16 protein-coding genes are annotated in these 13,948 nt (G+C 47.7%); 15 read left to right on the top strand and 1 reads right to left on the bottom strand.

Going from position 1 to position 13,948, the window contains the following annotated elements; translation table 11 throughout:
- Window positions 1-3: 3 nt before the first annotated feature.
- The 6 genes from EHO61_RS08395 (at window position 4) to EHO61_RS08370 (ending at window position 3,631) form a co-directional block, all read left to right on the top strand.
- On the top strand, window positions 4-669 hold the full coding sequence (locus EHO61_RS08395; RefSeq protein ID WP_135813184.1) for a ribonuclease HII: 666 nt from the start codon (window positions 4-6) through the stop codon (window positions 667-669).
- Window positions 666-1,475: a hypothetical protein gene (locus EHO61_RS08390; protein WP_135813183.1), complete on the top strand. Its 810-nt coding sequence runs from the start codon at window positions 666-668 to the stop codon at window positions 1,473-1,475. The genes EHO61_RS08395 and EHO61_RS08390 overlap by 4 nt, the downstream gene beginning before the upstream one ends.
- A complete protein-coding gene (locus tag EHO61_RS08385) occupies window positions 1,472-1,732 on the top strand; it encodes an EscU/YscU/HrcU family type III secretion system export apparatus switch protein (RefSeq protein ID WP_135813266.1) in 261 nt (86 codons plus the stop codon). Before EHO61_RS08390 ends, EHO61_RS08385 begins: the two co-directional genes overlap by 4 nt.
- Before the next feature lie 10 nt (window positions 1,733-1,742).
- On the top strand, window positions 1,743-2,927 hold the full coding sequence (locus EHO61_RS08380; protein WP_135813182.1) for an HD-GYP domain-containing protein: 1,185 nt from the start codon (window positions 1,743-1,745) through the stop codon (window positions 2,925-2,927).
- Between the two features lie 54 nt (window positions 2,928-2,981).
- Window positions 2,982-3,338, top strand: coding sequence for a YraN family protein (locus EHO61_RS08375; protein ID WP_135813181.1), 357 nt, complete (start codon window positions 2,982-2,984; stop codon window positions 3,336-3,338).
- Window positions 3,339-3,433: 95 nt separating this feature from the next.
- Window positions 3,434-3,631: a hypothetical protein gene (locus tag EHO61_RS08370; RefSeq protein ID WP_135768838.1), complete on the top strand. Its 198-nt coding sequence runs from the start codon at window positions 3,434-3,436 to the stop codon at window positions 3,629-3,631.
- Window positions 3,632-3,664: 33 nt separating this feature from the next.
- Here the strand turns inward: EHO61_RS08370 and EHO61_RS08365 are convergent, their stop codons facing one another.
- On the bottom strand, window positions 3,665-5,200 hold the full coding sequence (locus EHO61_RS08365; RefSeq protein WP_135813180.1) for a YifB family Mg chelatase-like AAA ATPase: 1,536 nt from the start codon (window positions 5,198-5,200) through the stop codon (window positions 3,665-3,667).
- Window positions 5,201-5,290: 90 nt separating this feature from the next.
- Between EHO61_RS08365 and EHO61_RS08360 the strand changes: the two genes are divergently transcribed.
- From EHO61_RS08360 to EHO61_RS08320, 9 genes are all read left to right on the top strand, one after another.
- On the top strand, window positions 5,291-5,656 hold the full coding sequence (locus EHO61_RS08360; RefSeq protein ID WP_167884835.1) for a type II secretion system-associated lipoprotein: 366 nt from the start codon (window positions 5,291-5,293) through the stop codon (window positions 5,654-5,656).
- On the top strand, window positions 5,625-6,638 hold the full coding sequence (locus EHO61_RS08355; RefSeq protein ID WP_167884834.1) for a M23 family metallopeptidase: 1,014 nt from the start codon (window positions 5,625-5,627) through the stop codon (window positions 6,636-6,638). The genes EHO61_RS08360 and EHO61_RS08355 overlap by 32 nt, the downstream gene beginning before the upstream one ends.
- 92 nt (window positions 6,639-6,730) lie before the next feature.
- The gene (locus tag EHO61_RS08350; RefSeq protein WP_135813177.1) at window positions 6,731-7,627 is read left to right on the top strand and encodes a general secretion pathway protein GspC; all 897 of its coding nucleotides are present in this window, start codon (window positions 6,731-6,733) and stop codon (window positions 7,625-7,627) included.
- A 7-nt stretch (window positions 7,628-7,634) separates the two neighbouring features.
- Window positions 7,635-9,422, top strand: a complete 1,788-nt coding sequence (gene gspD, locus EHO61_RS08345; protein ID WP_135813265.1) for a type II secretion system secretin GspD — start codon at window positions 7,635-7,637, stop codon at window positions 9,420-9,422.
- Window positions 9,423-9,426: 4 nt separating this feature from the next.
- Window positions 9,427-11,100: a type II secretion system ATPase GspE gene (gene gspE, locus EHO61_RS08340; RefSeq protein ID WP_135813176.1), complete on the top strand. Its 1,674-nt coding sequence runs from the start codon at window positions 9,427-9,429 to the stop codon at window positions 11,098-11,100.
- 13 nt (window positions 11,101-11,113) lie between these two features.
- Complete coding sequence (locus tag EHO61_RS08335) at window positions 11,114-12,340, top strand: type II secretion system F family protein (protein WP_135768832.1); 1,227 nt, start codon at window positions 11,114-11,116, stop codon at window positions 12,338-12,340.
- Window positions 12,341-12,367: 27 nt separating this feature from the next.
- Window positions 12,368-12,835, top strand: coding sequence for a type II secretion system major pseudopilin GspG (gene gspG, locus EHO61_RS08330; protein ID WP_135768831.1), 468 nt, complete (start codon window positions 12,368-12,370; stop codon window positions 12,833-12,835).
- A gap of 6 nt (window positions 12,836-12,841) precedes the next feature.
- Complete coding sequence (locus EHO61_RS08325; RefSeq protein WP_135768830.1) at window positions 12,842-13,408, top strand: type II secretion system protein; 567 nt, start codon at window positions 12,842-12,844, stop codon at window positions 13,406-13,408.
- Window positions 13,389-13,946, top strand: coding sequence for a type IV pilus modification PilV family protein (locus EHO61_RS08320; RefSeq protein WP_135768925.1), 558 nt, complete (start codon window positions 13,389-13,391; stop codon window positions 13,944-13,946). The genes EHO61_RS08325 and EHO61_RS08320 overlap by 20 nt, the downstream gene beginning before the upstream one ends.
- Window positions 13,947-13,948: the final 2 nt, after the last annotated feature.

Below are 13,948 nucleotides of genomic sequence, written 5' to 3'. Positions count from 1 at the left end.
GATTTGCCTACGGGAAACTTCGAGCCCGAAGAATCCCGTTTTTACCCGCGAGGAATCCCTTGCGGGATAGACGAAGCCGGTAGAGGTCCTTATGCAGGACCTCTTTCTATCGCCCTCGTTTCTTTTTTTCCCGAACAACTCGATTCGATTTTAAAAGGCACTCTTCTGCCGGGGTTGAACGATTCCAAGAAACTCTCGGAATCCAAGAGGGAAAGACTCTATTCCGGAATCCTTGAAATCGCTCCGATTCGTTGTCATACTTTCGTTTCCCACTCCTATATCGATAGATTCGGAATCAATCGTGCAGTGTTGGAAGGAATCACTAAATGTTACAGATTAGCGCTCCGCTCCCCGATAGCAAAAGAAAGGGGGGAACCGATCCTGCTCATAGACGGAAATTACAATTTTTCCAAATACGTCGAATCCGACTTTCTTCGGAATAGGTCTCACTATTATACGAAAGGGGATTCCCGGATCGCAAGTATAGCTGCGGCGTCCATTATCGCAAAGGTTGCCAGGGATCGTTGGATGAGCGGAATCGCTTCCAAATTTCCAGGGTACGGTTTCGACGCCCACAAAGGGTATGGAAGCGCAAATCATGAAAAAGCGATCCGTGCCTTGGGTCTTTGCAGAATCCATCGTTTGTCCTTCACGAAAAAATTCCAATGAGCCCGATCCCACCCATTCCGTTTTATCCAAAAGAATTTCCCATAACGCCGAACCGTCCGAGACCTGAAGCCGATCCCATCAAAAACATGGATTCCATCGGATTCGTGCGACTCATTTCCCATCCGGAGGTATTCGACGGTGAATCCAAGCAAGCACCCTTCTTTCGTGTTTGGGTCAAGGAGGGAAGCCGGGAAGGAAAGGCTGTTCTATTTTGGGAGGGGCAAGATAGGGAAATCCGGACCGAAACGCCGTTGCTCGAAGGGGAAGAACTGAAACTTGAAAGGTTTTTAACCCAGCAAGGCACCAAGTGGAAAATACTGGAAAGGCGACTAACGGAGGGGGAAGAAGCCGAAGAATCGATTCCACTCTCCAAAACGGGCGTTCTTGCCACATTGGAAAAACTGCTGAAGCAAGAAGACGGGCCGCAATCCCAGGAAGGAATCCTTTCTTTTCTAAAGACGTATTTTCCATTCTTGGACTGGAAGGCGGAAACTCCCGTTTTTTCCTGGAATCTAGGAGAAGAAGGCCAAGCCGAGGGGTGTCTAGGAAAGGACCAAAAAGGGAAAATATTCGCTCTTAGGATCGAGTCTAAAAATGGTGGGCCGAGTCTCTATCGCTTCCATTGGAAAAGGGAGGATGCTACGGACTTGATTTTAACGGCAACTTATAGTAGCTTTAAAATGTACTTGCACATGGGGGAAAATCGGAAAAAATTCAGGGAATTTCTGGAAAAAAACGGAGTAAAATTCCGGGAGGTTCGAATTTTATACAAACCTTCCTTTCAAAGGAGGGAGTGGAGCGCTTGAAACTAGGAATCGCCCTTAAATTCGTTCCGAAACAAGATACTGCGCCTAAAATCGTCGCAACCGGGGAGGGCTTTTTGGCCGACCGAATTCGACGAGTGGCAGAGAATCATCGGATTCCTATCGTATCCAATCCGCCTCTAGCGGAATCCTTGTCTTCCCTCCAGGCAGGAGAGGAAATTCCGGAGAATTTGTATAGAGCTGTAGCGGCGGTTTTCGCATACTTGTTAGGAGAAAACGAAGCAGGCGAAATGTTTTAAGGAATTGAAAATGAAAAAAGTAAGTGTTGCGGAACTGAAACCGGGGATGAGATTCACCAAACCCGTTTATCTGGACAAGGAAAACCTTTTTATTACTTCCAATACACCGATCACGGATTCCGATTTGGAAAGGCTGAAGAGGTTCGGAATCACGGAAGTGCTCACTCACGGGGATCCTCTTCAAATCAATACGGATCCCGAGTTTTTGGAAACCCAGATCGAGGACGTCATTCTAAGCACGATCGTAGACGAGGACCTTCTCCCCCTCAAGGGAATCTACGATAACCTGAATCGAATCAAGATCCAATTTTCCTCATTGTACAAAGCCACGTTCAACGTGGTTCAGGACGTGTATAGAAAGGCGGCCGAAGATAAGACCTTCGAATACGGCCCGATCCGGGACCAAGCCGAGGGCATGGCGGATTTCGTAAGAACCCACAGCAATCTTTCCTATCTGATCTTAGGGATGAACAACCCGGGGTATTATCTGTATAACCAGATCACAAACTCCACTTTCTACGCCCTCATCATAGGAAAATTGTTGGACTATTCCCGCCCGAAAATGGTGGACCTTGCCATTTCCTGTTTGGTAGCGGACGTAGGGATGACGAAGGTCCCGGCGACTATTTCCGAAAAAACCGACCAACTGAACGACGAAGAATACAAATCGATCCTAAAACATACGATCATCGGATACCAAATTCTGACCCAGAGGATTAAGATCAAGAACAGCCTCGCCGTGGTAGCTCTCCAGCACCACGAAAGATACGACGGAAAAGGGTATCCGCAAAAATTGGCCGGAGCTTCCATCGAAGAAGCGGCAAGAATCTACGCGATAGCGGACAACTTTTCCGCGTTGATCACGAATCGTCCACATCGCAAAAGGATTCTTCCTCACGAAGCGATCAAGTCCATGATCAGCATGGACGTAGGAAAGTTCGATTTAAAAATCGTGCGCACGTTTCTGAATCACGTATCCCTATATCCGGTCGGATCCTGTGTGGAACTTTCGGACAAACGTATAGGAATCGTTCTCAGCTCCAATCCCGACAAACCTCTTAGACCCAGTATCCGTATTCTAAAAGACGAATACGGGACTTTTGTTCGTCATCTCATTCTTGTGGACTTGGTGAAGGAGAACCACCTCTTCATCGTTAAGGCTTTGGACCTACAGGACGTTACGAGCAATCATTGAACCGATTGCGCTCTGAAAAATTCCGACTCCGAGTTTTCCGGAACCGTTCTGAATATGAATCGTTCCCGGGAAAATCGTGCGAAAGGAATTTTAGGAGAGGAGGTCGTCGCCTCATTTCTTATACGGGAAGGTCACACCGTTCTCGCTCGGAACTTTCGAATTCGAATCGGTGAAGCCGACATAATCGCCCGAAAAGGGGAGCAGCTTTTCTTTATTGAAGTCAAACATTGGAGTTCCGTCGGGTTCTCGCATCCGCTGGAAGTCTTCTCCGCAGGGAAAAGAAGGAAGATGCGCGCCGTCGCCGAGGCCTATTTGAACCGGAACGTTTCCCTAAAGGGGTGTTCTGTCTCTTTTTGTTTGGCCTTTTTAAACGAAAAAAGGGAACTAAATTTTTATCGTAATCTATTCTGAAAACCATCGTTAAGGCTTCCGGCATTCGAGTCGATTTTCGAATTGTCTGCGGGTTCTCAAGGATGAGGACCTTAAATCGTTACAAGGAAGTAACTATGAAAAGCATCCAAATTCTCGGCAACCTGGCCGAGACCGATCCTTTCGGTCCCGATCCGGTGATTCTGAGAAAACGAGGAATTCCGATCAAAAAGCGGAAATTCGAGGACTACAAAAAGAAAATCGAGGACGAAAGTTATATCGATTTTGCGATAGATAAAATCGCAATGGAGCTCTCGCATTTCCTGTCCAAATAACCACAGATACAAACACGTCGAAAGAATCTAAGTTCAGGCAGCGGCCCTGTTTTCCGGAAACCATCCGGAATTCAGGAAAACAAGGGCCTCCTCCAAATCCCTCTCCTCAATCTCGTCTCTCCCGACCAAATCTGCGATCGTCCTGGCAATTTTCCGTAATTGGAGCATTTTCCGAATGCTTAGGCCCTTTTTTCGAACGGCCTTGGAAACCAATTCCTCCGCTTTTGAGGAAAGGGGAATCCACATAAGTATTTCCTCTCCTCTCAGCCTTCCGTTATAAAGTTTTCCCGTTCCTGTCAGAAGCCGTTTTTCCTGCCGCTCGGAGGCCGATCGGATCGATTCCCTAAGTCGGACTAGATCTATTTTCACCCTTTCTCGGTTCGGTTTACTCCCCGCTCCTAGATGGAGAAAAATTTCGATTCGGTCCAAAAAAGGACCGGTAATCGCGGATTGATAGGATTGAACTTTAGAAATTTTGCAAATACAAAGATCGTTCGAAGATTGATAAAAACCGCATGGGCAAGGATTGGTGGCTCCGATCAGCAAAAAAGGAGAAGGGTAGGTGACCGACCCCGAAATCCTAGAAACCGTAATATAACCCTCTTCCATAGGCTCCCGCAAAGCCTGCAAATGGTTCGGCTTAAATTCGGCCAATTCGTCCAAAAAAAGGATTCCATGACCCGCTAAAGTGACTTCCCCCATACGTAAGGAACTGGAACCACCCACGAGCGCTACGTCCGAAGTCGTATGATGAGGACTTCGAAAGGGTCGCGATACTTCCGAATCGACGATCTGTTCCTGAAGGGATCGTAAAGATAATAGGTCGAGTGCTTCGCTTTCCCTAAGCGGCGGTAGAAGAGAATACCCCAAACGGGCCAGCATACTTTTTCCGGCACCTGGTGGACCCGAAAGTAGGCAATGGTGCCAGCCCGCAGCGGAAATCTGAACGGCTCTTAAACCCGGCATCTGATCCCTATAGATTTCCAACGAATCCGGAAACTGTTGGGACTTGATTCGAACCGAAGTTTTGGGTTCGAACAAAGCCTTTCCCGTTAAAACGGATTCCAACTGCTTGAGATGCATGATCGAAATCACGGGAAGACGGGTTTGCAATGCGGCTTCCTCCCGGTTTTCCCAAGGAACGACGACGGCACGATACGACCCGTATTCCAATTGCCGGAGAATGTGCAGAATTCCTCGAACAGGTTTTACGCTCCCGTCCAATCCAAGCTCCCCTAGCCAAAGGAGATTTTTTCCCGTTTCCGGATCAGGACATTGGCCAGTGAGATGCAAAAGTCCGACTGCGATCGGCAAATCCAGGTATGTGCCCTGTTTTTTACGATTGGCGGGTCCCAAATGCACTAGAACGTTCGCGATAGGAGATTCGAATCCGCTGTTTTCGATGGCGACTCGAATCCTGTCCGAAGATTCTTTGATAGAAGTAGCCGCCAAACCGGTAATCGTAAATCTAGGGATCCCTCGTTTTACGTTCACCTCCACCTGTACAGGAAACGCCTGGGTCCCGTCCAAAGAAGCGCCTTTCAATCGAATCAGTCCGTTTTCCTGCATGTGCAAACAGGTGCAGGAAACTCGGATTCGACCGCTTTTTTTCGAAAAACTAGTTTATCCCTTCCGGTAACCGAGTAACCTTTGCCAGAAATGGTGCGAATCCTCGTTTTTCTTCTGGCTTTGCTGACCTTCCAGTGCGGCTCCCGGTTGATCAAACAGGATAAATTATCCAATATCAATACGTATTACCAAGACAAGGTCTATTCCTTAAAGCGGGACACTAAAGTTTCCGCGACGGAGACTTTTAAAAAGGGAATGTTGGTACGGATATATATAGAATCGACTCCTTCTCTCATAAAAGTCAAATGCTTCCCTGCGGACCAAAAGCGGGAGCACGCAATCGGAAGGCTATTGGCTTACCAGGTGAACGAAGATTTCGAAAAAAGATCCATTAAGATAGAAGATTTGGATAAACTGATCGACAATGAGCTCACGGAATACAAAAAGAAAAAGTAGGAGACCGAATCTCCCCGGTTCAAGAACCGAAGTACGGCGAACCGATATTAAATACGTGAACCGGACGATTCTTTATCTTCCATTGATTTCTGCCCTAGTCGCTTCCTCTCTGTCGGCGGATCCGTTAAAGAATTACGATTCTGCGATCAACGATTACGCGAGCAAAGATTCCTCCTTTTTTACCGATCGGGAAGAAAGGAAAATAAAACAATTGTTCTCCCAATCTCCGGAAGAATGGCAGGCGGATAAATATTCCGCAGTCAGTTATCATAAGGACAAATCGAATATAGAATTGCCGTCCTTTATCAATATCAATCCGATCATTTCTTCCAGAATCGTTCACCAAAGCGGTGTCATTATCAAGAATTACGTCGTAAAACCGAAAGATACGTTGTTCCGGATCGCAAAAAGCCTGAAAACCACCGCTGCGAGAATTACGGAAGCGAACGGATTGCAAAAAGGATCCGTTCTAAAGGTCGGACAGAATTTAAACGTACCGGTCAAGGTAGCAAATGCGACCAGGCAAAAAATAGAGCACCGCAGAGTTTTTTTGACTCCCGTCGTAAATTCACGTATTACGTCTCGATACGGGCGTAGAAAGGATCCGTTTCATACCGGCAGCGGCGGCTATCATACGGGAATCGATTTGGCCGGTCCGCAGGGCGCGCCGATTCTTGCCTCCGCAGACGGAACGGTTTCCTTTGCGGGTATCAACGGTGGATACGGAAATAGCGTGATCGTAGATCACGGCAACGGCTATAAAACTATGTATGCACATTGTGCGAAAATAACCGTGGAGCAGGGAACCAAAGTCCGCGCTGGCACGGTCATAGGTGGAGTAGGTCGCACCGGTTCTGCCACTGGTTCCCACCTTCATTTCGAAGTGTTTCTGAATGGAAATAGGATCAACCCGGAGATCGCCCTAAGGAAGACTTTGAAAATTGTCACTAACCTGGAGACAGGAAAAGTGGCGAAACTCTAAAACCTCCGAAGAAAGTACTTTGAAAGTACGATTCCGTTCTTTGCACCCGATAAAGGACGAAACCGTACGAAAGGTTCGAATCACCATTACCCATGAACGCGTTTTTTATCGAGCTACGGAAAAATACTTTTTACGCACTGATTCCGATCGTAATCTTATTTTCCCTTTCCCTGGCTTATCTGTTCCGGGGAGTGCTCCTGTTATTTCTGACTCCCGATATCCAGACGGGAGCTTCGAATGCGCCCGTTCGTAGGACGGCCCCTCCGATCACGATTGCTATGTCCTCTTACGAGGAGATGGTGACCGGAAATCTGTTCCGGGGTAGCTTAGCTCCTGTGGGCGAGGCTGCGGCAGGAGTGGAGGGAGGCGCCCCGCCGGATTCCGGAGAAGGGGAGGATATGCGGGTTACGGGAACTCTCAGCGGACATTGGAGCTTTGCTCGAGTCACGATCCTGGAAAAAGGAAAGCAGGCCGCAGAGGAATTCGCCACGGGAGAAACCGTCGGCGGATATAAAATCAAGACCATCAATCTGACTCATGTTGTACTGGAAAAAGGGGGGGGCTCCCTAAAAGTGGAAATCGGCCAGACTCCCGGAGAGGCCAGGACGAAGTTGGCAGGCGGGCCCGCCGGTGCTGCGGATTCGGGCGCCAAAAGCTCGGGAGATTCCATCCGGAAAGTCCTTTCCAGACAGGACGTGAATAAAAAATTGAAGGATCCTACCGCCATATATAAGAACGCCAGGTTCGGTCCTTTTATGGAAAATAACGCGATCACCGGATACAAGATATATAGCATAGGTAACGATCATATTTTCTACGCTCTGGGAGCCCGTAGCGGAGACGTGGTACGAAGGGTGAACGGAATGCCCTTAAACGAAACGGAAAAAATGTTGGAGATCTGGAACTCCATCAAAAATGCCGAAAAAATATCCGTAGATGTGGAACGAGGGGGGAAGATGCTCTCCTATGAATTTATCATTCGAAATTGAAGGTTGCATGCGTAAGTTAAATCCTAAAGTCAAATATCTGAAGACGGCAACGATTACCCTGTTGCTTTTGATGACTTATACAGAGACAATACATTCCCAATCCACAAAGAAAGGGACCAAGCGTTCGACACCCACGGAAGACTCTAAAGAAAGGACTTTCTTTGCGAATTGGAGAGATACGGAGTTGAACGATTTCTTAAAAGGGATGAGCGCCATCCTGAAGAAGAATATCCTTTTGGACGAAAGCCTAAAAGGAAAGAAAATCACCATCATCTCTCAAAAGGAAATTCCCGTTAAAAATGCCTTCTCTTTTATGAAGGCCGTCTTGGAATCCATGGGATTCGCAATCGTGGAAGAGGCGGATCTGATTACGATCGTAAAAATGAAGGATGCTCTGGCAAGGTCCTCCTTTATCCGTGTGGGCAAGGAGCCTATTTCGGAGACGGAGGCGACCGACAATCGGATCATCACCCAAATCATTCCCGTGGAGAACGTCAAACCGGAGGAACTGGAGCCGGTTTTAAAGAGACTTACTTCCCCGAATACGGATATCATCGTATACAGAAATACGAATACCATCGTGCTTTCCGGATCCACTGCGGATATCAATAAATTGTTGATTCTAGTGAATGAATTGGACGCCAAAGCGAGCGAAGGCACTCCCGGGTCGGTATCTTCCGCAGGGGACATTCACATTTATACCCTAGAGCATAGCGAGGCGGAAAAAATCGCCGCTACTCTTATCAAATTGGACAACCCCGTCGTCGGAGACCAACCCGCACCTGTTTCCAACCAGCCGGGAGTTCCTCCTCCTCCACCCGCAAAAGTGGAAAAAATAAAAGCGGTTTCCCACAAGGAATCCAATTCGGTTATCGTTACCGCTACCGAAGCGGAATGGAACGAAATCCGTAAAATCATACGGATCCTGGACTCTTCCAGAAAGCAGGTTCTGCTGGAAGTTCTGATCGTGGAACTTTCTTCCAACGACCAAAACGATTTCGGTATAGACTGGCGCTATCTAAACCAGGGACCGTACGGTCAGTTCAACTCCGGTCTCGCAAAGGAAGGAAATATCATCAATTCCAGCGGAAGAATGAATCCGAACGTGAATACTCTGTCCGGCTTCTCTCTCGGATTCGTCCAAGCGGGTTCCCAGCAGATCCTGGGGATTTTGAGCGCGAATCAAGGAAATGAAAATTTCAACGTTCTTTCGGCACCGCAAGTGCTGACCTTGGACAACCAAGAGGCGGAGATCAACGTCGGGCAGGACGTTCCGGTCCGTACCCAAAGTAGGAACGCAGGTCTGGGAGGAGCGAATGCGGTCACCGTCGACCAATACGAGTATCGTCCGACCGGAATCAAACTGAAATTCACGCCGCACGTAAATAAGAACAACAAGATCACTTTGGACTTGCTCCAGGAAATCAAGAACATAGCCTCTATCGCACTTTCCGGAGGAAACCCTACCTTCAATAGAAGGGAAATAAAAACTACGATTACTTTAGACAATCGACAAACGATCGTAATCGGAGGTCTAATCTCCAGCGACAAGGAGAAGCGGCTGATCAAGATTCCGCTTCTGGGCGATATCCCTTATTTGGGATGGGCATTCAGAAGAACTACGGAGCAGAATAAGAAGACAAATCTGATGGTTTTCATTACTCCGCATATTTTGGACAACAGGGAACTCGCGGACAAGATGACCGCCAAGAAAAAACTTCAGCAAGAACGTTACGAGCTGGAGAGAGAAAAGATCCTGAATCGGGAAACTACGATCAAAGAAAGAGGGGAATAGTAAAATGAAAACTCTAGGCGATATACTCGTCGAAGAGGGAATCATCTCCCCGAAGGATCTGGAGGATTCTCTCAAGCTCCAGAAAAAAAACAACCTCCCGCTCGGACATATCCTGCAAAAGAAAGGGATCGCCGGGGAAGTGGACGTTCTCAAGGCCATGGCTCGTCTATACAGGATGAATTTCCAGGAAAAGCTGGAGTTCAAAGGTATGGATGAGGCGTATCAAAAAATCCCACTGAAACTAATCCAAAAAAGTAGACTCGTCCCTTTCGAAATTTCCAAACATACGGTGAAGGTGGCCATTTCGGACCCGAGCGACCTTCACCCGATGGACGACGTGCGTTTTTCTCTCCGGGAATTTAAAGTGGAGTTCGTACTCGCTCCCGAACCGGAAATCATGAGAATCATACATTCTCATTTCGATACCACTTCCGCCGCCGCAAAAGACCTTCTGAACGAGATGGAGGGAAGCTTTTCGGAACTTGCGGAAGGTTTCGATAACGAAACCATCGATTTGTCGGACGACGCTCCGATCATCAAGATGGTAAACGTCATCCTTTCCCAAGCAGTGAACGAAAGGGCATCGGATATACACGTCGAGCCCTACGAAAAAAGCCTGGTAGTTCGCTACAGGATAGACGGGATTCTGCATAATGTACTCAGTCCTCCGAAATCCTATCATGCCGGAATCACGTCTCGTATCAAGATCATGTCCAACTTGAATATCGCGGAGAATCGTCTTCCCCAAGACGGACGGATCAAACTTAGATTGGCCGGAAAAGATATCGATATCCGCGTTTCCACGATTCCTTGCCAGTTCGGAGAGAGGATCGTAATGCGTCTCTTGAACAAAACGGATCAGAAATATTCCCTTGAGACCATGGGCTTTTATTCGGATTTGTTAAAAGAACTTCGCTCGCTCATTTATCAACCTCACGGAATCATTCTGGTGACCGGTCCGACGGGTTCCGGTAAATCCACAACCTTGTATTCCGCTTTGACGGAACTAAATACGGAAGAGAGAAACATCATCACCTGCGAAGATCCGGTGGAATACCAGATCGACGGCGTCTCCCAAATGCAGATGCAGGAAAAAATCGGCCTTACGTTCGCGACCGGCCTTCGAGCCATTCTGAGACAGGACCCGGACATCATCATGGTAGGAGAGATCCGGGACGAGGAAACGGCGCGGATAGCCATCCAAGCCTCTCTGACGGGGCACTTGGTATTCTCTACCTTGCACACGAACGACTCCGCATCCGCGGCGACACGACTCGTGGATATGGGAATCGAGCCTTATCTGATCACTTCCACCGTCTTAGGGTTCATGGCCCAACGTCTGGTTCGTACGATATGTCCGAAATGTAAGACTTCGTACAAACCTTCTCCGGCGGAACTCGAATCCTTAGGTATTCCCCGGAAATCGTTGAAGAACGGCCTCTTGCATAAAGGGGAAGGTTGCAATCATTGCATGGGTACGGGATTCAAAGGGAGGACCGGAATTTACGAACTGCTAATCATAGATACCCAGATTAAGAACGCAATTCTAGCCGGGCTGGATACTACTAAAATCAACGATATCGCGAAACAAGAGGGATTCCTGACGATGCGCGATTACGGAATCCGCAAGGTTTTGGACGGAGTCACGACCCCGGACGAAGTATTAAGAGTGACCTAACGGCGATATTAGAATGGCCTTATATACCTACACAGCCTTTAACCGAAAAGGAAAGGAAGAAAAAGGGATCATCGATGCCCCGAACATCCAATCCGCTAGGACGAAATTAAAGTCCAAGGGGCTTTATGTACGTCAGATCTCGGAGGATGCGGAAAGAAAGGACAGGGAGCTGTTTCCTTTCCTGGCAAAATTTCTATATAGAGTTCCGCGCAAAATCATAGGAATGTTCTGCCGCCAGTTGGGAACCCTAGTCGGAGCTGGAATCCCTCTGGACAAATCCTTGGCAAACATAGTGGAGCAAACGGATCACGAAGTATTTCGAAAGGTCGTGGTCGCGATGCAGGCGGATATTACGGAAGGAAGTTCCCTTTCCGAGGCGATGAAAAAACATCCGGATATTTTTCCGAACCAGTACCCTTCCCTGGTTTCCGTCGGGGAAAGGACGGGAGATTATGAAACGGCTCTTATCCGTTTGGCTGAGATGGAGGAAAAAAACCAGGAATTAAAATCCAAAGTCACCACTTCCCTCGTTTATCCCATCATCATTTTCGTTCTCCTGCTCGCAGTGGTCGTTTTCCTTCTAACGACCGTCGTCCCCCAGATTGAACAACTGTTTATTCAGTTCGACGCGCCCTTGCCGTTAATCACGAAGATCGTGATCGGTAGCTCCAAGCTAGTGACCAATTGGTGGTTTTTGCTATTTCCTTTCGTATTCCTCTGTATCGCAGGATTCCTTTATTACAAGAGTACTCCGGAAGGAAAATTGTCCTGGGAAAGATTCGTGCTTCGGATACCGATCATCAGTAATCTTTCCAAAAAAGTACTGATTTCCAATTTCGCCAGGAATCTGGGGATCTTACTTACCAACCGGGTTCCTCTCATCATATCCCTGCAAATCGTGGAGCAGATCGTCAACCATTCCATCTTCGGGGAGGAAATCCGAAACGCCTCCTCTAGAATCCGGGAAGGGGAAAAACTTTCCGCCTCTTTCCTAAGTTCGGAGATCCTTCCCCAGATGGTTTTAGGAATGATGTCCGCGGGAGAGGTCTCGGATCGGGTACCCGAAATGATGAACAAGCTGGCCGAAATCTACGATTCAGAAGTCGATAATTCGTTGAAGGCGATGACTCAAGCAATCGAGCCTCTGATGCTCGTCTTCATGGGTTTTGCGATAGGTATCATCATGGCTTCCATCATAGTTCCGATGTTCAGCTTGACCCAGAATTTAAAAGGCATATAGTAAATTAAGATAGATAGGAGACCGGCTTTGAAAACGGGAAACAAACGCAGAAGAGGATTTACTCTCATAGAATTAGCGATCGTCGTCGCGATTCTAGGGGCGATAATGGCGATCATCATCTCAAGCATCAACGTGGGAGATATCAAAGATGACACAGCCTCCATGGAACTACGCAAGGAAGGTCGCGAAATCCAAATGCACCTGGAAAGGTACGCGCAAAAATTCGGAAATTACCCTAGCGAAGAGCAGGGTCTGGAGGCCCTCGTAGAAAAGCCAACGACCGGAGACGTTCCCGAGGACTGGAGACCGATGGCCAGCAATAAGGATATCATCAAAGATCCGTGGGGGACTCCTTATAAGCTCAAGTTCAACGAATATGGCGAGATGCAAATCATCACTCTTGGCAAAGATAGACAGGAAGGCGGAGAAGGCGTAAACGCCGACTTCAACATTCTAAAAGAGGAAGATTACCCTTCTCAATTCAAGAAAAAATAATCCACCATGATCGGGAGGAGGAAAGGCAGGAATAGCGGCTTTACTTTGATCGAAATCGCGATCGTCGTATTCATAGTAGGGACGTTGATGATTCTGGTTCTTCCTTCCGTCGCAAAAATATTCACCCCCGGCTCCCAGGAAGAAGCGACGATTTTGCATAATGTGGTCACCTTCTGTTACAGAAGGGCAAAATTGAACCAAAGGACCGTCTTTCTGGAATTGAATATCGACGACGAAAAATACAAAGTTATAGAAGTGGAAAGAGGGGAAGAAGGGATGGTCGAGAAACCTCTCTTCGAAGATAAAGAGCTTCCCTCCTCATCCTCCCTAGTGGATATCATGGATGCGCGCGGATACAGGTACGTAAAAGGAAAGGTCCGTATTCCTTTTTCCCCCTTGGCCGTCTCCGAAGATTTTTACATCCATTTGGGTCCTGATCCGGAGATAAAGAGGACATTGATCGTTCGAAGATACGGAGGAAAATCCGAAATTCGAGAGGGAGAAGCGGTAGTGTCCCAGGAAGATCTAGATTGGTACAAACAACATGACACCTATGGTACTAGCTCTCTTTAAAACTCGGAAAAGAAAATCCGTTCGTCGCGGAAAGCGATCGGGCTTCACTTTGATCGAAATTACGATCGCCTTATTGATAGCCGCAGGTTGGATCGCCTTCGTCCTGAGAACGGTCGGAGACGGAATCCGACTGAAGAGATTAGCGACCCTCCAAACGGAGGCGGTCCATTTAGCTAAGATCAAGATGGCTCAGATTGAATCCGCAAGTATCCTACAAAAGGACGTTTCTTCCGGAGATATCCCCGGATATAAAGGATTTCGTTATACTACGATCGTAAACGAAGAGGATTTAGATTTGCTCAAACTCGCCGGCAAGGGGGGAAAAAAGCCGGAAGATCTTCTGGGAGGAGGGAATTCCGAAATGAATAAACTGATCGCCCAGAGAACCGGAAACAGTCAGGGCTCCGCTACCGGAGGGTTGATCAAAGTATTCCATATCTACGTGACGATCGAGTATCCTACCGGAGAAAGAAACAACCAGGGTGATCTGAAGCGGGAAAAATACACGGTGGAAACCTTTAAGGCCTCGATGAATTGATG

The sequence above is a fragment of the Leptospira fluminis genome (assembly GCF_004771275.1).
Classification (GTDB): domain Bacteria; phylum Spirochaetota; class Leptospiria; order Leptospirales; family Leptospiraceae; genus Leptospira_B; species Leptospira_B fluminis.
Note: the sequence above shows the minus strand (reverse complement) of the source record. Positions and strands in the feature narration are given on the sequence as shown.